Genomic DNA, 18,943 nt, shown 5'->3' with positions numbered 1-18,943 from the left:
GGAGCGCGAGCCCCGGAGGTACGTCAGTGGGAGCCGTCGTACGCGGCGGTCAGCTCGCTGGAGCGCTTCACATCGGCGGCCATGGCGACCAGGAGGTCGTCGATCGAGTCGAACTTCAGCATGCCGCGGATGTACGCGAGGAAGTCGACGGCCACGTGCAGCCCGTACAGGTCGAGGTCGACGCGGTCGATGGCGTACGCCTCGACGGTCCGCTCGACGCCGTCGAACTGCGGGTTCGTGCCGACCGAGATCGCGGCGGGCATCGACTCGCCGGCCACCTCCAGCCAGCCGGCGTAGACGCCGTCGGCGGGGATCGCGGTGTGCGGCAGGGTCTCCAGGTTGGCCGTCGGGAAGCCCAGCTCCCGGCCGCGCTGCGCGCCGCGCACCACGATGCCCTCGACCCGGTGCGGGCGGCCGAGGATCTCGGCGGCGCCGGAGACGTCCCCCTCGGCGATCAGCCGCCGGGTGAGCGTGGAGGAGAACGGCTGTCCGCCGCCCGCCTCGCCGGTGACGTACAGGTCGATGACCTCGACGGTGTAGTCGTAGGCGGCGCCCAGCTCGGTCAGGAGCGCGACGTTCCCCGCGGCCTTGTGGCCGAAGCGGAAGTTGGGGCCCTCGATGACGGTCCTGGCGTGCAGCCGGTCGACGAGGACCTTCGCGATGAAGTCGGCGGGCGACAGCTTGGAGAACTCGGCGGTGAACGGCAGGATCAGCAGGGCGTCCACGCCCAGCCGGTCCATCAGCTCGGCGCGGCGGTGGTGCGGGGCGAGCAGCGGCGGGTGGCTGCCGGGGCGGACGACCTCGCTGGGGTGCGGGTCGAAGGTGACGACGACGGACGGGACGCCCAGCTCACGGGCGCGCTCGACGGCCCGGCCGATGATCAGCTGGTGTCCGCGGTGCACGCCGTCGTAGGAGCCGATGGTGACGACGCTGCGTCCCCAGTCCTGGGGGATGTCCTCCAAGCCACGCCAGCGCTGCACTGTGACCGCTCCTCGCCCGAACCTGTGTACGTGTGTATGTCGATTACGCAGGTCTAAGACTGCCATGCTCACGTCCCGCCGCCTGCATCGGCATCGGCATCGGCGGAGGTGATGTCTCCAACGCCTCGACCGTGCGCCGGGCGCTCGGGCCCACGACCGCCGCCCATTCCTGGGGGGCGTCGGCCAGCCAGCGGGTGACGAGTGCGGCGAATCCGGGCACCTCGCGGGCGAGCCGGACCAGGCCCCGGTCGAAACGGGCGGCGCCCTCGGGGGTGCGGACCAGCAGCATCCCGGTGCGGTGGACGAGTGCGCGCGTACGGATCTCCGGGCGGTGCCCGGCACCCTCGGCCGCGGCCCGCAGCAGGGCCTCCAGCACATCCGGGTCCCGGCCGGTGACCTGCTCGAACTCCAGCAGCACCTCCAGCAGCTCCGACCGCAGCGGCCGGGACGCGGCGCTCCCGGCCCCGGCGAGGACCCGGGCGAGCGCGGCGCGGACCGGCGGCGGTGCGGGGCGGTCCCGCAGCAGCCCGGTCACCAGGGGCAGCAGGAGCGCCCGGGCGGCCGGACCGTGCTCCAGGCGGAGGTCGACGTACTCGGCGGCGTGCGTGCCGTCCTCGGGATGGGCGTCGATGTACTCCCGTACGAGTCCGGCGACGTGCAGCGCGAGCGCGGGCGTGTCGAGCCCGGCCAGGGCCCGCAGCACCGCTCCCCCACCGTCCCCGGGTCGGGCGAGGCGGGCGCTGAGGGCGGCGAGGACCGCCTCCTGGTGAGCGGGGAACACCTCGGCGAGCAGCTCGACGGGCAGCCGCGGGTCTCCGGCGGCGAACGCGCGCAGCGCCCCCGGGAGATGGCTCCTCCTGGCCACCGGGTCGCGGACGAGGAGGGTGAGGGCGGCGGCGTGCAGGGCGGCGTCCTCGGGCCGGTCCAGCAGTACGAGCGCGGCGGAGCGCAGCAGGGCCAGGTCGCCCTCGGCCGTGACCCGCTGCTGGAGGAGTCCGGCGTAGCGGGCGGCGGCGGAGCGGCGGGCCGGGCGGTCCTCGTCGCGGGCCCAGCGCTCCACGGCCCGGCAGAGCGCGGTGGGCTCGTCCTCGGCGAGGGCGAGCAGCAGCTCCCCGGCGCGCTGGTGCGGGGTGGCGATCAGCGCGTCGGCCAGGCCGTCGGGGGCGAGGTCGCGGCGGGCGTACAGCAGGGCCTGTGCGGCGGCGGCGACCGTGGGGCGCAGTGGGACGTCCGGGGCCCCGGGGCCCACGAGCAGCGGGCGTTCGTCGGTGAACCAGCGGCACAGCAGCGGCTGCACGGCCGGGGCGTCGCGGGCGAGGCGGCGGGCGACCGCGTCCAGATAGCGTTCGTCGCCGTCGGTGCGGGGCAGCCCGTCGGCGGGCACGAGGCGGCGGAGCAGATCGATCCGGTCCTCCTCGGGCAGCCGCAGCCGCCGCCAGAACCAGGGCCCGAACTCCCCGTACGCCCCGGCGCCGCCGGGCCCTGCGGGGGCGGCGGAGCGGCGGGTGATGCGTCCGGCGAGGACCCGCAGGACGCCGAGATACGGGCGGGCGTCGGGCACTCGCAGCAGGCTGCCGTTCAGCAGGTGGGCCGCCCACCAGGCGGCGTCCTCGTCGCGCGGGCCCGCGTCGGTCCACAGCCGGTCCAGCGCCTCGATCAGGTCGGCCATCCGGTGCGCGAGCGCGGCGGTGCCCTGGCGGCGGCCGAGGAGCACCATCGCCTGGATCACCGGTCCGATGCGGTGCCGGGGCACGGGCAGGCTGCGGGGCTCGCCGGTGGTGCGGGGGTGCGGCACCCGGTCCGGGCCGCCGCTCCCCCGGTGCCAGCGGTGCACCAGGGACCGCAGGGCCGCGTCCAGGTCGAGGTGGGCGCCCTGCACCCAGTCGCCGAGCTCCTCGTGGGCGAAGCGGTAGCCCGCCCCGGCGGGGACGAGGAGGCCCTCGGTGAGGACGGCGGAGGCCCAGCCGGTCCGCCAGGGGAAGACCTGCTCGAACGCCACCCGGTCCAGCTCGCCCTGGCCCGGGCCCAGGCAGCGGCGGGCCGCCTCGTGGACCTGGCCCGCCACCCGCGCGGCGAGCCGGCGCACGGCGGCGCCGCGGGGCTGTTCGTCGGCGGCGGCGGCCGCGATCCGGACCGCGACGCGCACGCACAGCAGGTCGAGGTGGGCGCCGAAGACGTCCTCCGTGTCGGGGCGGCCCGGCACCCCGGGCGGCAGTGCGGCGCGGACCTCGGCGAGGAGCCGCAGGGTGAGCGGGTGCCGGTCGTGGCCGGGGGCGAGGGCGGCGGACGGGATGGCGTAGGCCTCCTTGGCCCGCTCGGCCTGCTCGGGTGTGAGGTCGCCGAGGCGCAGGGCGGGCGGCAGCCGGCGGGCGGGGCGGTCCGGGCGGTGCAGGACGCCCGGCGGGTGGAGGAGGCCCGCGGTCTCCCAGTGCTCGGGACGGCAGGCCACGACGAGCCGGACGCCCCGCTCGCGCAGCCAGGCGGCCGTACCCGCCGTCCAGGCGGCGAGCCGGTGGGCCAGCAGCGGCGGCATCTCCTCGGGGCCGTCGAGGACCACCAGGAGCGGCTGTCCGGCGTCGGCGGCGAGCCGGGCGACGCGGTCCGGGGTGGCCGTGCTCATGTCGCCGCGGGCGCCGGCGGCGGTGACGATCCGGGCCGCGCGGATGAGCGTGCGGCCCGCGGCATCCGCGATCGAGGTGTCCTCGGCCAGCAGGTCCGCGCCGCGCAGCCAGAGGGTGGGTGCGGGCGTGCCACCGTCCGCGCGGCGGGCGGCGAGGGCGGCCAGCTCGGTGGTACGGCCGGTGCCGGGTGCTCCGACGAGGCCGAGGACCAGGGCCGTACCGGCGGCGAAGGCGGCGAACTCGGCGTGGACGTCGGAGCGCTCGACGGGGGCGGTGCGGGCCTTCGGGCCGTCCGCCGACCCCACGGAGGTGGCCGTGAGCTGGAGGGCGCCGGCGAGGTTGAGATCGGGACCGTAGGCGGGGGCGGCGGTGGCGTTGCGGCGCAGCAGGGCGTCCAGCGTGTCGTCCGCGCCCCGGGTGATCGGGAGCGCGAGGCCGGCCGCCTCGTGCGGGGCCGTGAGGGCGGTGCAGAGGACCCCGACGACCGCGCCGGTGGCCGGGTCGGTGACGGGCCCGCCGATGGCCGCGCCCCCGGAGCGCAGGGCGTCGCGGCCGTCGGTGCCGAGGGCCAGCTCCAGGGCGGCGGGGACCGGGTGGCCGATGCCGTCCGGTGCCGTGTAGACGGCGGGGGTGGTCCCGAGCACCCGGGCCTCGCGCCGTCCGTGGGCGGCGATGTCCACGTAGCGGCCGGGCTCGGCGCGGTCGCGTCCGGCGATGGGCAGGGGCTCCGCGTCGAGTGCGTCGGGGCCGCCGGTGCGCAGGAGGGCGAGGCCGAGGGCGGGCAACGCGGTGATGTCGTCGGGGGCGACGGCGCGGGTGCGTCCGTCGGTGCCGTGGAGGAGGAGCGGCCCCGGGGAGGTCACGGCCTGGTGGGCGGTGACGACCGTGCCGCGGTCGTCCGCGACGAATCCCGTCCCTCGCGGCCGGCCGGCCCGATCACAGATTCTTACCAGCTTCGACCGGTCCCCACTGCCCATGGTGCGACGGTAGGCCGCCCGTGATCGCGTGGAGCGCACGAAGGGTGAAAGCGCCCCCCACGCCCCCGGTATTCACTCCGAGCGCCCGTCCGATGGGGTGAATAAGCGTGTCCCTCGGGGAGCAGGGATGGTGCCGGGGAGGGGAACGTGGAGCGGGCACCGGGTGGGGCATGGGTGCCCGCTCCACGGAGGGCGGGGTGTGGCTCCGGCTCAGGCGAAGACGGCGAGGCTCCTGGCCTTGCCCTTCTCCTCCTCGACGAGCACGAGGAACGCGCCGTCGGGCCCGAAGACCGCGACCGGCCCCGGCGGATGGGCCGGCATGTCCAGCCGTACGCCGTTGAGGAGCAGCTTGGCGCGCTTCTCGTCCACGTCCCAGCGGGAGAACGCGGAGGCGGCCGCCTCGGCGACCGGCATCACGGTCAGCTTCTCCTGGTGCTGGTCGAGCGTCCGGGCCGCGTCCAGTCCGTACGGGCCGACCCGGGTGCGGCGCAGCGCGGTGAGGTGGCCGCCGACGCCGAGCCCGGCGCCGAGGTCGCGGGCGATGGCCCGGATGTAGGTCCCCGAGGAGCAGACGACCGAGACGACCAGGTCGAGGACGGGGGTGCCGTCCTCGGCGACGGCCTCGCGGACGTCGTAGACGCGGAAGGAGGAGATGGTCACCGGGCGGGCCGGGATCTCGAACTCCTCGCCGCCGCGCACCCGCGCGTAGGACCGCTTGCCGTCGATCTTGATGGCGCTGACCTTGGACGGGACCTGCATGATCCGGCCGGTCAGCGCGGCCACCCCGGCGTCGATGGACTCGCGGGTCACCGCGGAGGCGTCGGTGGACGAGGTGATCTCGCCCTCGGCGTCGTCGGTGACGGTGTCCTGGCCGAGCCGGATCGTGCCGAGGTACTCCTTCTCGGTCAGGGCGAGGTGGCCCAGCAGCTTGGTGGCCCGCTGGACGCCGAGCACGAGGACGCCGGTCGCCATCGGGTCCAGCGTGCCGGCGTGGCCGACCCGCCGGGTGCGGGCGATGCCGCGCATCTTGGCGACGACGTCGTGCGAAGTGAAGCCGGACGGCTTGTCGACGATGACAAGGCCGTCCGGCGTGGTGGTCTGCTCGGTCATGCGGAGGCCGGGCCCTCGTTCTTCCCGGAGGATCCGTCGGTCCCGGTCCCGGTCCCGGTCTCGTCGTCCTCGTCCTCGGGCTTGCGGTACGGGTCGGCGTCGCCGGCATAGCTCGCGCCCGTGGACACCTGGCGCACCTCCGCGTCCTTGGCCCGCGCCTTGTCGAGGAGGTCCTCGATGGTGCGGGCGTTGTCCGGGAGGGCGTCCGGGACGAAGGCCAGGCTCGGCGTGAACCTGACCCCGGTCTGCCGGCCGACCTCGGTGCGGAGGACGCCCTTGGCGCTCTCCAGCGCCGCGGCGGAGGCCGCGCGCTCCTCGTCGTCGCCGTAGACCGTGTAGAAGACCGTGGCCTCCCGCAGGTCTCCGGTGACCCGGGCGTCCGTGATCGTCACGAATCCCAGCCGCGGATCCTTGATTCGCCGGTCCAGGGTCTCCGCGACCACGACCTGGATGCGATCGGCCAGCTTGCGGGCCCGCGCGTTGTCGGTCACCGGTCCGTCACTCTTCCTTCTGATTTCGCTCGACTGTCAGTCTTCGTCACTGTGCAGCCGCCGTCTCACCGACAGCAGCTCCACCTCGGGGCGTCCCGCGACCAGCCGTTCGCAGCGGTCCAGCACGTCCGTGAGGTGTCCGGTGTCACCGGAGACCACGGCAAGGCCGATCTCGGCCCTGCGGTGGAGATTCTGTCCGCCGGTCTCGGCCACGCTCACCGCGTACTTGCGCTGGAGCTCGGCGACGATCGGGCGGACGACGGAACGCTTCTCCTTCAACGACCGTACGTCGCCGAGGAGCAGATCGAAGGACAGGGTCCCCACATACATGTGTGTCCGGATGTCCCGCCGGTTCGGGTTCGTGCCCCGCCAGAGCTTGCCGGGGACATCAGAACCGTACCGGAACGGCCGGGGCCGATCGACGGAAATACGACCCGTCGACCGGCCCCGACCTCGGTGGAGGGGGGCCGGGAGCGAACTCCCGGACCCCTTCCGCATCCCTGCGGATCCTCGCGGACCCGGGAGGTGATCAGCCTCGCGGCTTCTCGCGCATCTCGTACGTCGCGATGACGTCGTCGATCTTGATGTCGTTGAAGTTTCCGAGGTTGATACCGCCCTCGAAGCCTTCGCGGATCTCGGTGACGTCGTCCTTGAAGCGGCGCAGACCGGAGATGTTGAGGCTCTCCGCGATGACCTTGCCATCGCGCAGCAGGCGCGCCTTGGTGTTGCGCTTGACCTCGCCGGAGCGGACCAGCACACCGGCGATGTTGCCCAGCTTGGACGAGCGGAAGATCTCGCGGATCTCCGCCGTGCCGAGCTCGACCTCTTCGTACTCCGGCTTGAGCAGACCCTTGAGGGCCGCTTCGATCTCCTCGATCGCCTGGTAGATGACCGAGTAGTACCGGACGTCCACGCCCTCGCGCTCGGCCATCTGCTCGGCACGCCCAGCGGCGCGCACGTTGAAGCCGATCACGATGGCGTCGGAGCCGGTCGCCAGGTTGATGTCCGACTCGGTGACCGCACCCACACCGCGGTGCAGGATCCGGATGTCGACCTCTTCGCCGACGTCGAGCTGGAGCAGCGAGGACTCGAGAGCCTCCACCGAACCGGACGCGTCGCCCTTGATGATGAGGTTGAGCTCCTGGACCAGACCGGCCTTGAGCGCCTCGTCCAGGTTCTCCAGGGAGAACCGGACGCCCTTGCGGGCGAAGTTGGCGTTGCGCTCACGGGCGGCACGCTTCTCGGCGATCTGACGGGCCGTACGGTCCTCGTCGACCACCAGGAGGTTGTCGCCGGCGCCCGGGACGTTGGTGAGACCGAGCACCAGGACGGGGGTCGAGGGACCCGCTTCCTGGACGTTCTGACCGTTGTCGTCGAGCATGGCGCGCACGCGGCCGTAGGCGTCGCCCACGACCACCGTGTCGCCGATGCGCAGCGTTCCGCGCTGGACCAGGACGGTCGAGACGGCACCGCGACCGCGGTCGAGGTGGGACTCGATCGCAATACCCTGCGCGTCCTGCTCCGGGTTGGCCCGCAGGTCGAGCGAGGCGTCGGCGGTGAGGACGACGGCCTCCAGGAGCGCCTCGATGTTGAGGCCCTGCTTGGCGGAGATGTCGACGAACATGGTGTCGCCGCCGTACTCCTCGGCCACCAGACCGAACTCGGTGAGCTGACCGCGCACCTTGGTCGGGTCGGCGCCCTCGACGTCGATCTTGTTGACCGCGACCACGATCGGCACCTCGGCCGCCTTGGCGTGGTTCAGCGCCTCGATCGTCTGGGGCATCACACCGTCGTTGGCCGCCACCACGAGGATCGCGATGTCGGTCGACTTCGCACCACGGGCACGCATGGCGGTGAACGCCTCGTGACCCGGGGTGTCGATGAAGGTGATCTTGCGGTCCTCGCCGTTGACCTCGGAGGAGACCTGGTACGCACCGATGTGCTGCGTGATCCCGCCGGCCTCGCCCGCGACGACGTTCGTCTTGCGGATCGCGTCCAGCAGTCGGGTCTTACCGTGGTCGACGTGACCCATGACGGTCACGACCGGCGGACGCGAGACCAGAGCCTCTTCGCCGCCCTCGTCCTCGCCGAACTCGATGTCGAAGGACTCGAGCAGCTCGCGGTCCTCCTCCTCGGGGCTGACGATCTCCAGGACGTAGTTCATCTCCTCGGCGAGAAGCCGGAGCGTCTCGTCGGAAACGGACTGCGTGGCGGTGACCATCTCGCCGAGGTTCATCATCACGGCGACGAGCGACGCCGGGTTGGCGTTGATCTTCTCCGCGAAGTCGGTGAGCGAGGCGCCGCGCGACAGCCGGACGGCCTGTCCGTTGCCGCGAGGCAGCATGACGCCGCCGACCGACGGGGCCTGCATGGCCTCGTACTCCTGGCGCCTCTGCCGCTTCGACTTGCGGCCACGACGCGCCGGACCGCCGGGACGGCCGAACGCACCCTGTGTGCCACCGCGGCCACCGGGGCCGCCGGGACGGCCACCGAAGCCGGGACGACCGCCGAAGCCGCCGCCGCCACCGGGACGACCGGCACCGCCGCCGCCACCGGGACCGGCCGGACGACCGGCGAAGCCGCCGCCACCGCCGCCACCGGGACGACCCGCGAAGCCGCCGCCGCCACCGGGACGACCGCCGCCACCGGCACCGCCGGGACGACCGCCACCGCCGCCGGGACCACGGCCACCGCCGGGGCCACCGCCGGGACGCGGACCCGCGGCGGGACGCTGCGGCATCATGCCCGGGTTCGGACGGTTACCGGCGGGACCGCCGCCGGGACGCGGGGACTGCGGGCGGGGCATGCCGCCCGGAGTGGGACGGGCGCCGCCCTGACCCTGACCGCCCTGCGGGCGCGGGGCGCCGCCGGGGCCACTGCCCTGGGGACGCGGGGCGCCGGGGCGCTCCGAGCCGCCACCGGGGCGCGGGGCACCGCCGGGACGGGGCGCCCCGGGGCGCGCCATGCCGGTGGAACCGCCGGAGGTGAAGGGGTTGTTGCCCGGACGGGGACCGGCCGGACGGGCGCCGCCGGGGCGCGGGGCGCCCTGGCCCGCGGGACGTGCGGGGCGGTCGCCGCCACGCTCGCCACCACGGCCGCCGTCGCGCTGGCCACCGTCACGGCCGCCGTCGCGCTGACCGCCGGCCGGAGCCGGACGGGCGGGACGGGGACCCGGGGTGGCACCCGCGGGACGCGGGGCCTGGGGCTGCTGCGGGGCAGCCGGCTGGGCCGGAGCCGGAGCCGAGAACTCGGCGGCCGGGACCGGGGTCACCGGGGCCGCCTTCGGCGCGGGCTTCGGGCCCGGACGGGGGCCCGCGGACGGCGCGGACGGCGCCGCCGGGGTGCTGCTGGGGGTCTCGGCCTCGGCGGCCGGCTTGGGAGCCGGTGCGCCGGGCTTCGGGGCCCCGGGACGTGCCGCAGCGGCCGGGGAGGGCGCTGCGGGCTTCACGGGCGCCGCCTTGCGGGGCGCACCGGGCTTGGCAGCGGACTTGCCGGCGTTGCCGCCGGGCCCCTGCAGTGCGTCGGTCAACTTACGTACAACCGGCGCCTCGATCGTCGAGGACGCCGAACGGACGAATTCACCGAGTTCTTGGAGCTTGGCCATGACGACCTTGCTCTCGACGCCGAACTCCTTGGCGAGTTCGTATACCCGGACCTTAGCCACTTCGCTCCTTTTAGGTCCGGGTTACCGCCGGACCGTCGCTACTTCATGGGCGTACTCATCGCGTACTCATCGAGTGCTCATCGCAATCTCGACCTACTTCCAACTCGCGAGGTACCTGACCGCACGGGGACCCGTGCCGTTCAATTTTCCTACGGTGCAACCCGCTCGACGAACCGCGTCAGTGCCGCGGTGTCGAACGGCCCCTTGGCCTTGAAGGCCCGGGGGAACGCCCGGCGGCGGACCGCCAGGTCGAGGCAGACGGAGACGGGGTGCACGTAAGCACCCCGGCCGGGCAGCGTACCGCGTGGATCAGGGGCGCAGGCGCCCTCGTCCACCACGATGCGCAGCAGCTCGCTCTTGGCCGCTCGCTCCCGGCATCCCACACAGGTTCGTTCGGGGCAAGCGCGAGCTTGCGTCCGGCCAGACACGTTTAAGTCTACCTCCCCGTACCGACCTCGCCGCTTTGGGGCAGAAATCGAACGGATGTTGTCGTGATCTCAGCGGCGTACCGCTCAGATCTATTCCCTGGAGCCCCTCCGGGTCAACGCCTTTCCGAGCGCTCCCGGGCCCGCTCGGCCCGCTCGCGGTCGGCGTTCTCGCGCTCCTCGTCCGTCTCGGTGTCCGGTCGGATGTCGATGCGCCAGCCGGTGAGGCGGGCGGCGAGGCGGGCGTTCTGCCCTTCCTTGCCGATCGCCAGCGACAGCTGGTAGTCGGGCACGGTGACACGGGCGGAGCGGGCGCCGAGGTCGACGACCTCGACCTTGCTCACCCGGGCGGGCGAGAGGGCGTTGGCGACCATCTCGGCCGGGTCGTCGGACCAGTCCACGATGTCGATCTTCTCGCCGTGCAGCTCGGCCATCACGTTGCGCACACGGCTGCCCATCGGGCCGATGCAGGCGCCCTTGGGGTTCAGGCCGGCCCGGGTGGAGCGCACGGCGATCTTGGTGCGGTGGCCGGCCTCGCGGGCGATGGCCTCGATGACCACCGAGCCGTCCGCGATCTCCGGGACCTCCAGCGCGAAGAGCTTCTTCACCAGGTTCGGGTGGGTGCGCGAGAGCGTCACCGACGGGCCGCGGACGCCCTTGGCGACCCGCACGACGTACGTACGAAGGCGCAGGCCGTGCACGTACTCCTCGCCCGGGACCTGCTCCTGGACCGGCAGCATGGCTTCCATCTTGCCGATGTCGACCAGGACGTTCTTGGGGTCCTTGCCCTGCTGGACGACGCCCGTGACGACATCGCCCTCGTGGCCCGCGTACTCCCCGAAGGTGCGGTCGTCCTCGGCGTCGCGCAGCCGCTGCAGGATGACCTGCTTGGCGGTGGTCGCGGCGATCCGGCCGAATCCGGACGGGGTGTCGTCGAACTCCTTGGGCTCCTGGCCCTCTTCGAGGTCGGCCGGGTCCTCCTTGGCCCACACCGTGACGTGGCCGTTCGCGTCGAGCTCCACGCGGGCCCGGCGGTGGCTGCCGTCGGTGCGGTGGTAGGCGATGAGGAGGGCCGACTCGATCGCCCCGACGAGCACGTCGAAGGGGATCTCCTTGTCCTGCGCCAAGCCCTTCAGAAGCTTCACATCGATGTCCACGGCTACGCCTCCTCTTCCTTCTTGTCCTTGCGGTTGAATTCGATCTCCACGCGCGCCTTGGCGATCTCGTCGAAGGCGAGGCGGCGGGCGGTGGGCTTGCGGCCCTTGACGCCGGGCACTTCGAGGTCGAGCCCGTCCTCGTCCACCGCGAGGATGCGGGCGACCAGCTCACCGGAGCCGTCGCCGGCCAGGTGGAACCTGGCCAGCCGGCCGATGGCGCGTACGTAGTGGCGGTGCTCGGTCAGCGGGCGGTCCGCGCCCGGGGAGCTGACTTCGAGGACGTACTCGCCCTCGCCCATCGCGTCGGTCTCGTCCAGCTTCTCGGAGATCGCGCGGCTCAGCTCCGCGCAGGCGTCCAGCTCCACGCCCTCCTCGGAGTCCACGATGATCCGCAGCACTCCCCGTCGGCCGGCCCGGGACACCTCGATCTCCTCGAGGTCCAGCTGCTGTGCGCTGACGAGCGGTTCCAGCAACCCGCGCAGCCTCTCGCTCTGGGTGGTGCTCATCCGGGTGACTCCTCGGCCGCGTGTGCTGTTGTGGGGATCGTCGTGCGTCAGGTCAAAGGGTATCCGGTCGCCAGGGGTGTTGCCGTCCGCCTGCCCCTCGGCCGCGGGTACGCTCGCCTGCGGTGATCACATCAGGACAGATCCTGTCAGGACCGGTCCAGGCCCGAAGGAGAAACGTGCGGCGCACGGGGACGACGCGCAGGGGGGCGCTCACCGCTACGGGAGCCCTCGCCCTGGGTGCGGTGCTGACCGGCTGCGGGGGCGGCGACGAGACGGACGGCGGGGAGCCCGCGCACTCCGGCGCGCGGGCGGTCGCCGCGGAGACCGAGAGGAAGCTGCGCGAGAGGGCGGCGCGCGACGGCGCCCTCCTGCTCGCCCGGTACGACCTGGTGGCCGAGGCGCACCCCGTGACGGCTGCGGGCCTGGCGCCTCTGCGGGCGGCCGTGCGGGAGCACGGGAAGGCACTGGCGCCCCCGCGCGCGAAGGGCGCCCCGAAGGCCGACGCCCCTCCGGCCGCGCCCGGCCCGGTGTCCGCCGACCCGAAGGCCGCGGTGAAGGAGCTGGCCGCCGACGAACGCCGCCGGGCCGACGCGCACGCCGGAGCGCTGCTGGACGCCGGACCGGAGCTGGCCCGGCTGCTGGCCTCGGTGGCGGCGGCCGCGGCGGCGCACGCGTATCTGCTGACCGAACTGGCCGAGGAGACCGCCGCATGAGCACCCGATCCGTCCGGCCGTCCGAGGAGGACGCCGACTCCCCCGAGCTGACCGCCTTCCAGGCGGCCCTGGCCGCCGAGCACGCCGCGGTGTACGGCTACGGGGCGCTGGGTGGCCGCGTCGGCGGGAAGCGGGGCGCCGAGGCCCGCGCGGCGCACGACGGGCACCGGGCCCGACGGGACGCGCTGGCGCGCTCCGTACGGGACCTGGGCGGGAGGCCGGTGGCCTCGGACGCCGCCTACGCCCTGCCGTTCGCCGTCGCGGACTCCCCGTCGGCGGTACGGCTGGCCGCGGTGCTGGAGGACCGGATCGCGGGCGCCTACGCCGATCTCGTACGGGCCACCGAGGGCCCTCGCCGCGCGGAGGCCGCGGGCGCGCTGCGGGAGGCCGCGGTGCGGTCGGCCCGCTGGCGGGGCGGCAACGTAGCCTTTCCGGGGCTCGCCGAGCGGGCCGCCGGCGCGGATCCGGCCACGACGGGCCCGGTGGAGGCCGCCGGCGCGGACGGCGCGCGCTGATCCGAGGAACCGGAAAGGGAACACACGACGTATGGGTTGCGAACCGCCGCAGCGCCTGGTGCGCGCGCTCGGTGAGATGTACGGGGACGCCGCGGCGGCCGACTGGCTGGACGCGCTCCCCGCGCTGACCGGGCAGGCGCTCACCGCCGGGGACGGGCTCACCGCGGAGCGGGTGGCCGCCCCCGGCGGGCGCAGCTCCCTGGTGGTCCTGGTGCGGCGTGCCGACGGGACCCCGGCCGCGCTGAAGATCGCCCCGCCGGTCGCCGGGCCCGGCCCGGAGCGGGCGGCGCTGGAGCACTGGAACGGGTGGGGCGCGGTGCGGCCGCTGGACGCGCCGGAGCTCGACGCGTCCGGCGCGCTGCTGCTGGAGCGGCTGCACCACGAGGTGTCGCTGCGCTCGCTGCCGGAGGCGAAGGCGCTGCTGGAGGCGGCGGGCACGTTGCGGCGGCTGTGGGTGGAGCCGCCGGCCGGGCACGCCTTCGAGAGCGTGGCCGCGCGGACCGACCGGCAGAGCGCCGGGATGCGGGCGGCCGCCGAGGCCGATCCGGAGCTGGCGCCGCTGGTGGAAGCGGCGCTCGCGGCGCGGGCCGAGCTGGTCGAGGGATCACCCGAACTCCTCCTGCTGCACGGCAACTTCCGCCAGAGCAAGGTGCTCTCCGGGGAGCGGGCGCCGTGGCTGACGGTGGGTCCGGAGCCGCTGGTGGGCGAGCGCGCCTATGACCTGGCGCGGCTGGTGCGGGACCGGGCGGAGGATCTGATCGCCTCCCCCGGCGGCCCGGTGACGGCCCGGCGGCGGGTCAAGAGGCTGGCGGAGTCGCTGGAGGTGGAACAGGCGCGGCTGCACGGCTGGACGCTGTTCCGGGCGGTCGAGTCGGGCACCCGCGCGCTGGCCGAGGGACGGCGGCAGATGGGCGAGGTCAACCTGGAGTTCGCGGGCTGGCTGTAGCCCTGCCCGTACGGCGAAGGCCCCCGCGCGATCCCGCGCGGGGGCCTTCCTCGTACGGGATCGGCGGGGGCGATCAGGCCAGGTCGGCCGTGAGGCGGGCGATCGCCTCGTCGACGGTCAGCTCCTCGCGCTCGCCGGTGCGGCGGTCCTTCAGCTCCAGGACGCCGTCCGCGGAGCGGCGGCCGGCGACCAGGATCTTGGGGACGCCGATCAGCTCGGAGTCGGTGAACTTCACGCCGGGCGAGACGCCGGGGCGGTCGTCGACCAGGACGCGCAGGCCCGCCGCGTTGAGCTTCTCCGAGACGTCGAGGGCCAGCTCCGTCTGGAGGGCCTTGCCGGCGGCGACGACGTGGACGTCGGCCGGGGCGATCTCGCGGGGCCAGCACAGGCCCTTGTCGTCGGCGGTCTGCTCGGTGATGGCGGCCACGGCGCGGGAGACGCCGATGCCGTACGAGCCCATCGTGACGCGGACGGGCTTGCCCTGCTGGCCGAGCACGTCGAGCTGGAAGGTGTCGGCGTACTTGCGGCCGAGCTGGAAGATGTGGCCGATCTCGATGGCGCGGTCCAGGGTGAGGCCGGTGCCGCACTTCGGACAGGGGTCGCCCTCCTCGACGACGACGACGTCGAGGTACTCGTCGACCTCGAAGTCACGGCCCGCGACGACGCTCGCAGCGTGCTTGCCCTCCTTGTTGGCGCCGGTGACCCAGGCGGTGCCGGGGGCGACGCGGGGGTCGGCGAGGTAGCGGACCTTCTCCAGGCCCTGGGGGCCGACGTAACCGCGTACGAGGTCGTCGCGGCCGACGAAGTCCTCGGCGGTGACCAGCTCGACGACGGCGGGGGCCAGGTGCTCGCCGAGCTTGCCGAGGTCGACCTCGCGGTGGCCGGGGACGCCGACGGCCACGATCTCGCCGTCCACCTTGACCAGCAGGTTCTTCAGGGTGGCGGAGGCGGGGACGCCCAGGTGCGCGGCGAGCGTCTCGATGGTCGGGGTGTCGGGGGTGTCCAGCTCCTCGACCGGGCCGTGCGCCGAGCCGTCGACCGGGGCGAGCGCGAAGGTCACGGCCTCGGTGTTGGCGGCGTAGTCGCAGTTCGGACAGTCCGCGAAGGTGTCCTCGCCGGCGGCGGCGGGGGCGAGGAACTCCTCGGAGGCCGAGCCGCCCATCGCGCCGGAGACGGCGGAGACGATGCGGTGGTCGAGGCCGATCCGCTCGAAGATCTTGATGTACGCGGCCCGGTGCAGGGCGTAGGAGTGCGCGAGGCCCTCGTCGGTGGTGTCGAAGCTGTACGAGTCCTTCATCTGGAACTCGCGGCCGCGGAGCACGCCGGAGCGGGGGCGGGCCTCGTCGCGGTACTTCGTCTGGATCTGGTAGAGCATCACCGGCAGGTCCTTGTAGGACGTGCACTGGTCCTTGACGGTCTGGGTGAAGACCTCCTCGTGGGTCGGGCCGAGGAGGTAGTCGCCGCCCTTGCGGTCCTTGAGGCGGAAGAGCAGGTCGCCGTACTCCTCCCAGCGGCCGGACGCCTCGTAGGGCTCCTTGGGCAGCAGGGCGGGCAGCAGGACTTCCTGGGCGCCGATGGCGTCCATCTCCTCGCGGACCACGCCGGAGATGTTGTCCAGGACCTTCTTGCCGAGCGGCAGCCAGGACCAGATGCCGGCCGCGTTGCGGCGGACGTACCCGGCGCGGACCAGCAGCTTGTGGCTGAGCGTCTCGGCGTCCGCCGGGTCGTCGCGCAGTGTCTTGACCATCAATCGGGACATGCGCTGGACCTGGGCCATGGTGAACTCCTGCTCGCAAGGGTGGTGAGCCCGAGGTTAACCGGGCGGTGCGGGCTGGCGGAAATCCGTTCAGGCCCCGGGCCGCGCGTGCGGCAGCGGCAGGGGCGCGCCCATGACCGCGTAGGGCTGCGGGGCACTCGGGAAGACGACCTGGCGGGCCAGATCGCGGTAGCCGAGGGAGTGGTACAGGGTGCGGGCCGGGCTGTCCTTGTCGATCGCCGAGAGGATCGACCTCGGGTGGCCGACGGAGTCGGTGATGGCGGTGATCAGGGTGCGGCCGATACCGCGCCGCTGGTGGTCCGGGTGGACGTGGAGTTCGGTGATGACGAAGGAGTCGTCGAGCCAGCCGTCGGAGCCGGTGGCCCGCAGATAGGGCTCGACGACGGTGGACCACCACTGGGAGCGGTCGTTGGGCAGCCCGTAGACGAAGCCGACGAGCCGTCCGTCGGGGGTGAGGGCGCCGAGTGCGCGGGCGTGGGGGTGTTCCAGGTGTCTGAGGACGATGTGGCGGCGTACGTCGATCTCGTCCTGGCTCAGACCGAAGGCGGCCGCCTGGACGCGCAGGGCTTCGTCGACGCGGGCGGCCAGGTCGACGGGGCCGACCTCGGCGTCGGGTGCTGCGGGGCCTTCCCCGGGGACTGCTGCCATGCGCGAACCCTACTGGCCGGAACGGACGGTCAGAACCGCGCGGTCCCGGGGCGTGCGCGCCGGACGGTTCAGAACAGGACGCTCATGAACGCGCCGACCTCGCGGAAGCCGACCCGGCGGTAGGCCTTGCGGGCGGGGGTGTTGTAGTCGTTCACGTACAGGCTGACGACGGGGGCGACGTCGGCGAGGGCGTAGCGCAGGACGGCGGCCATGCCCGTTTCGGAGAGGCCCTTGCCTCGGTGCTCGGGGGCGACCCAGACGCCCTGGATCTGGCAGGCCTGCGGGGTGGCCGCGCCGATCTCCGCCTTGAAGACGACCTTGCCGTCGTCGATGCGGGCGAAGGAGCGGCCGGTGCCGATGAGTTCGGCGACGCGGGCCTGGTAGAGGAGCCCGCCGTCGCCGGCGAGCGGGGAGATGCCGACCTCCTCGGTGAACATCGCCACGCAGGCCGGCATCAGGACCTCGCTCTCGTCCTTGCGGATGCGGCGGACGAGCGGGTCGGGCGTGACGTCGGCGGAGAGGCTCTCGGTGACCATGAGGGGCTGGTTGGCGCGGACCTCGCGGGCGGGGCCCCAGGTCGGTTCGAGGAGCCGCCAGAGCTGGGTGGTGGGTTCGGCGGGGCCGACGATGGAGGAGCAGCGGCGGCCGGCCCTGCGGGCCCGGTCGGCGAAGGCGCGGACGGCCTCGGGGCCTGCGCAGATGGGGACGAGGTTGGCGCCGGAGTAGCACAGGGAGCGGAGCATGCCGTCGGCGTACCAGCCCCACATCTCGCCGCCGAGGCGCCAGGGGTCGAGTCCCGCGACCTGCACGCGGGACGTCACGAAGGCGTTGGCCACGGGCTCGCTCTCCAGGATGGCGAGCGCTGCCTGGAGGTCGCTGGGTTCGAGGACCCGGGTGGTGGTCTGCGTCAACACGAGGGGGCCTCACCATGCGGTCTGCTGATTTCCGCACTTTAACCGACGAGCCTGTCGAACGCCGCTCGAGTCCGCAGGACGGTCTCCGGGCAGGGCGGTGGTGTAGGCGGGAGCCGGTCCCCGGACACACCGCCGCCCCACCGGGCGCGGGGCCCGGTGGGGCGGTGATGGTGTGGAAGGGCGCGGGTCAGGCGCCGATGGAGACCTGGGGTTCGCCGGACGCGATGCCGTCCTTCTCCATCTGATCGGCGATCTTCAGGGCCTCTTCGATGAGGGTCTCGACGATCTTCGACTCGGGGACGGTCTTGATGACCTCGCCCTTCACGAAGATCTGGCCCTTGCCGTTGCCGGAGGCGACGCCGAGGTCGGCCTCGCGGGCCTCGCCGGGGCCGTTGACGACACAGCCCATGACGGCGACGCGGAGCGGGACCTCCATGCCCTCCAGTCCGGCGCTGACCTGGTCGGCGAGCTTGTAGACGTCGACCTGGGCGCGACCGCAGGACGGGCAGGAGACGATCTCCAGGCGGCGCTGCTTGAGGTTGAGCGCCTCCAGGATCTGGAGGCCGACCTTGACCTCCTCGGCCGGCGGAGCCGAGAGGGAGACGCGGATGGTGTCGCCGATGCCCTCGGAGAGCAGCGCGCCGAACGCGACGGCCGACTTGATGGTGCCCTGGAACGCCGGTCCGGCCTCGGTGACGCCGAGGTGCAGCGGGTAGTCGCTCTGGGCGGCGAGCTGGCGGTAGGCGTTGACCATCACGACCGGGTCGTTGTGCTTGACCGAGATCTTGATGTCGCCGAAGCCGTGCTCCTCGAAGAGGGACGCCTCCCACAGGGCCGACTCGACGAGGGCCTCGGGGGTGGCCTTGCCGTACTTCTTCAGGAGCCGCGCGTCCAGGGAGCCGGCGTTGACGCCGATCCGGATCGGGGTGCGGGTCTCGGCGGCCGCCTTCGCGATCTCCTTGACCTTGTCGTCGAACTGCTTGATGTTGCCCGGGTTCACCCGGACCGCGGCGCAGCCGGCGTCGATCGCGGCGAAGACGTACTTCGGCTGGAAGTGGATGTCGGCGATCACCGGGATCTGCGACTTCCGGGCGATCGTGGCGAGCGCGTCGGCGTCGTCCTGCGTCGGGCACGCGACCCGGACGATCTGGCAGCCGGACGCCGTCAGCTCGGCGATCTGCTGGAGCGTGGCGCCGATGTCCGACGTGCGTGTCGTCGTCATCGACTGCACGGATACGGGCGCGTCGCCGCCGACCGCGACCGTGCCGACCTGGATCTGTCGGCTGACCCTTCGGTCGGCGAGCTTGGTCGGAACGGCCGGCATTCCGAGAGAAATCGCAGTCATGCGCTGTGCATCCCCAAGGTGTGGATCAAGGTCCCGAGATCGGCGGGCTCCAGCCTTCGAGGTTACGGCACCGGAGGCGGGACGGACGCACCGTGTCGACAAGTCCACCCGTTGGTGAGCGGCCGGACACGGGGTGTGCGCCCGGCCGACACCT

At 73.5% G+C, this 18,943-nt stretch carries 16 protein-coding genes; 3 read left to right on the top strand and 13 right to left on the bottom strand.

All coding sequences use genetic code 11. The features are described from left to right. Window positions 1–23 precede the first annotated feature (23 nt). From OG245_RS28335 to rimP, 9 genes are all read right to left on the bottom strand, one after another. Complete coding sequence (locus tag OG245_RS28335; RefSeq protein ID WP_371626221.1) at window positions 24–980, bottom strand: bifunctional riboflavin kinase/FAD synthetase; 957 nt, start codon at window positions 978–980, stop codon at window positions 24–26. Between the two features lie 43 nt (window positions 981–1,023). Further along, window positions 1,024–4,578 (bottom strand): trypsin-like peptidase domain-containing protein, encoded by a 3,555-nt coding sequence (locus OG245_RS28330; protein ID WP_371626220.1) that lies wholly within the window; start codon window positions 4,576–4,578, stop codon window positions 1,024–1,026. A gap of 210 nt (window positions 4,579–4,788) precedes the next feature. After that, the gene (truB, locus tag OG245_RS28325) at window positions 4,789–5,688 is read right to left on the bottom strand and encodes a tRNA pseudouridine(55) synthase TruB (RefSeq protein ID WP_371626219.1); all 900 of its coding nucleotides are present in this window, start codon (window positions 5,686–5,688) and stop codon (window positions 4,789–4,791) included. Continuing rightward, entirely contained in the window at window positions 5,685–6,179 is a 495-nt protein-coding gene (rbfA, locus tag OG245_RS28320) for a 30S ribosome-binding factor RbfA (protein WP_371626218.1), read from the bottom strand. Before rbfA ends, truB begins: the two co-directional genes overlap by 4 nt. A gap of 36 nt (window positions 6,180–6,215) precedes the next feature. Further along, a complete protein-coding gene (locus OG245_RS28315) occupies window positions 6,216–6,509 on the bottom strand; it encodes a DUF503 domain-containing protein (protein ID WP_030085244.1) in 294 nt (97 codons plus the stop codon). 199 nt (window positions 6,510–6,708) lie between these two features. Then, the gene (gene infB, locus OG245_RS28310; RefSeq protein WP_371626217.1) at window positions 6,709–9,843 is read right to left on the bottom strand and encodes a translation initiation factor IF-2; all 3,135 of its coding nucleotides are present in this window, start codon (window positions 9,841–9,843) and stop codon (window positions 6,709–6,711) included. A gap of 149 nt (window positions 9,844–9,992) precedes the next feature. Then, on the bottom strand, window positions 9,993–10,271 hold the full coding sequence (locus OG245_RS28305; protein WP_215107251.1) for a YlxR family protein: 279 nt from the start codon (window positions 10,269–10,271) through the stop codon (window positions 9,993–9,995). A 113-nt stretch (window positions 10,272–10,384) separates the two neighbouring features. After that, on the bottom strand, window positions 10,385–11,425 hold the full coding sequence (nusA, locus tag OG245_RS28300) for a transcription termination factor NusA (RefSeq protein WP_007452815.1): 1,041 nt from the start codon (window positions 11,423–11,425) through the stop codon (window positions 10,385–10,387). Between the two features lie 2 nt (window positions 11,426–11,427). Beyond that, entirely contained in the window at window positions 11,428–11,931 is a 504-nt protein-coding gene (gene rimP / locus OG245_RS28295; protein ID WP_215107249.1) for a ribosome maturation factor RimP, read from the bottom strand. 176 nt (window positions 11,932–12,107) lie between these two features. Here rimP and OG245_RS28290 point away from each other — a divergent pair, with 176 nt between their 5' ends. From OG245_RS28290 to OG245_RS28280, 3 genes are read left to right on the top strand one after another with little or no spacing between them, the layout of a single operon-like run. Next, a complete protein-coding gene (locus OG245_RS28290; RefSeq protein WP_371626216.1) occupies window positions 12,108–12,644 on the top strand; it encodes a hypothetical protein in 537 nt (178 codons plus the stop codon). Further along, complete coding sequence (locus OG245_RS28285) at window positions 12,641–13,159, top strand: ferritin-like domain-containing protein (protein ID WP_371626215.1); 519 nt, start codon at window positions 12,641–12,643, stop codon at window positions 13,157–13,159. The genes OG245_RS28290 and OG245_RS28285 overlap by 4 nt, the downstream gene beginning before the upstream one ends. A gap of 31 nt (window positions 13,160–13,190) precedes the next feature. Continuing rightward, on the top strand, window positions 13,191–14,105 hold the full coding sequence (locus tag OG245_RS28280) for an aminoglycoside phosphotransferase family protein (RefSeq protein WP_371626214.1): 915 nt from the start codon (window positions 13,191–13,193) through the stop codon (window positions 14,103–14,105). Between the two features lie 73 nt (window positions 14,106–14,178). Here OG245_RS28280 and OG245_RS28275 read toward each other — a convergent pair whose 3' ends face one another. The 4 genes from OG245_RS28275 to ispG all read right to left on the bottom strand — a co-directional run bounded on the left by OG245_RS28275 (window position 14,179) and on the right by ispG (window position 18,789). Beyond that, window positions 14,179–15,882: a proline--tRNA ligase gene (locus tag OG245_RS28275; RefSeq protein WP_371626213.1), complete on the bottom strand. Its 1,704-nt coding sequence runs from the start codon at window positions 15,880–15,882 to the stop codon at window positions 14,179–14,181. Window positions 15,883–15,951: 69 nt separating this feature from the next. Then, complete coding sequence (locus OG245_RS28270; RefSeq protein WP_371626212.1) at window positions 15,952–16,530, bottom strand: GNAT family N-acetyltransferase; 579 nt, start codon at window positions 16,528–16,530, stop codon at window positions 15,952–15,954. A 68-nt stretch (window positions 16,531–16,598) separates the two neighbouring features. Beyond that, complete coding sequence (locus OG245_RS28265; RefSeq protein ID WP_371626211.1) at window positions 16,599–17,444, bottom strand: GNAT family N-acetyltransferase; 846 nt, start codon at window positions 17,442–17,444, stop codon at window positions 16,599–16,601. Between the two features lie 187 nt (window positions 17,445–17,631). Next, window positions 17,632–18,789, bottom strand: coding sequence for a flavodoxin-dependent (E)-4-hydroxy-3-methylbut-2-enyl-diphosphate synthase (ispG, locus tag OG245_RS28260; RefSeq protein ID WP_073739463.1), 1,158 nt, complete (start codon window positions 18,787–18,789; stop codon window positions 17,632–17,634). Window positions 18,790–18,943: the final 154 nt, after the last annotated feature.

It is taken from the genome of Streptomyces sp. NBC_01116 (genome assembly GCF_041435495.1).
In the GTDB taxonomy this organism is placed as follows: Bacteria; Actinomycetota; Actinomycetes; order Streptomycetales; family Streptomycetaceae; genus Streptomyces.
Note: the sequence above shows the minus strand (reverse complement) of the source record. Positions and strands in the feature narration are given on the sequence as shown.

What these genes read in the sequence shown, in the direction of transcription:
- OG245_RS28330 (WP_371626220.1), bottom strand. Translation starts at nt 4,578, where the DNA reads ATGGGCAGTGGGGACCGGTCGAAGCTGGTAAGAATCTGTGATCGGGCC.
- truB (WP_371626219.1), bottom strand. Translation starts at nt 5,688, where the DNA reads ATGACCGAGCAGACCACCACGCCGGACGGCCTTGTCATCGTCGACAAG.
- OG245_RS28315 (WP_030085244.1), bottom strand. Translation starts at nt 6,509, where the DNA reads ATGTATGTGGGGACCCTGTCCTTCGATCTGCTCCTCGGCGACGTACGG.
- rimP (WP_215107249.1), bottom strand. Translation starts at nt 11,931, where the DNA reads ATGAGCACCACCCAGAGCGAGAGGCTGCGCGGGTTGCTGGAACCGCTC.
- OG245_RS28285 (WP_371626215.1), top strand. Translation starts at nt 12,641, where the DNA reads ATGAGCACCCGATCCGTCCGGCCGTCCGAGGAGGACGCCGACTCCCCC.
- OG245_RS28280 (WP_371626214.1), top strand. Translation starts at nt 13,191, where the DNA reads ATGGGTTGCGAACCGCCGCAGCGCCTGGTGCGCGCGCTCGGTGAGATG.
- OG245_RS28275 (WP_371626213.1), bottom strand. Translation starts at nt 15,882, where the DNA reads ATGGCCCAGGTCCAGCGCATGTCCCGATTGATGGTCAAGACACTGCGC.
- OG245_RS28270 (WP_371626212.1), bottom strand. Translation starts at nt 16,530, where the DNA reads ATGGCAGCAGTCCCCGGGGAAGGCCCCGCAGCACCCGACGCCGAGGTC.
- ispG (WP_073739463.1), bottom strand. Translation starts at nt 18,789, where the DNA reads ATGACTGCGATTTCTCTCGGAATGCCGGCCGTTCCGACCAAGCTCGCC.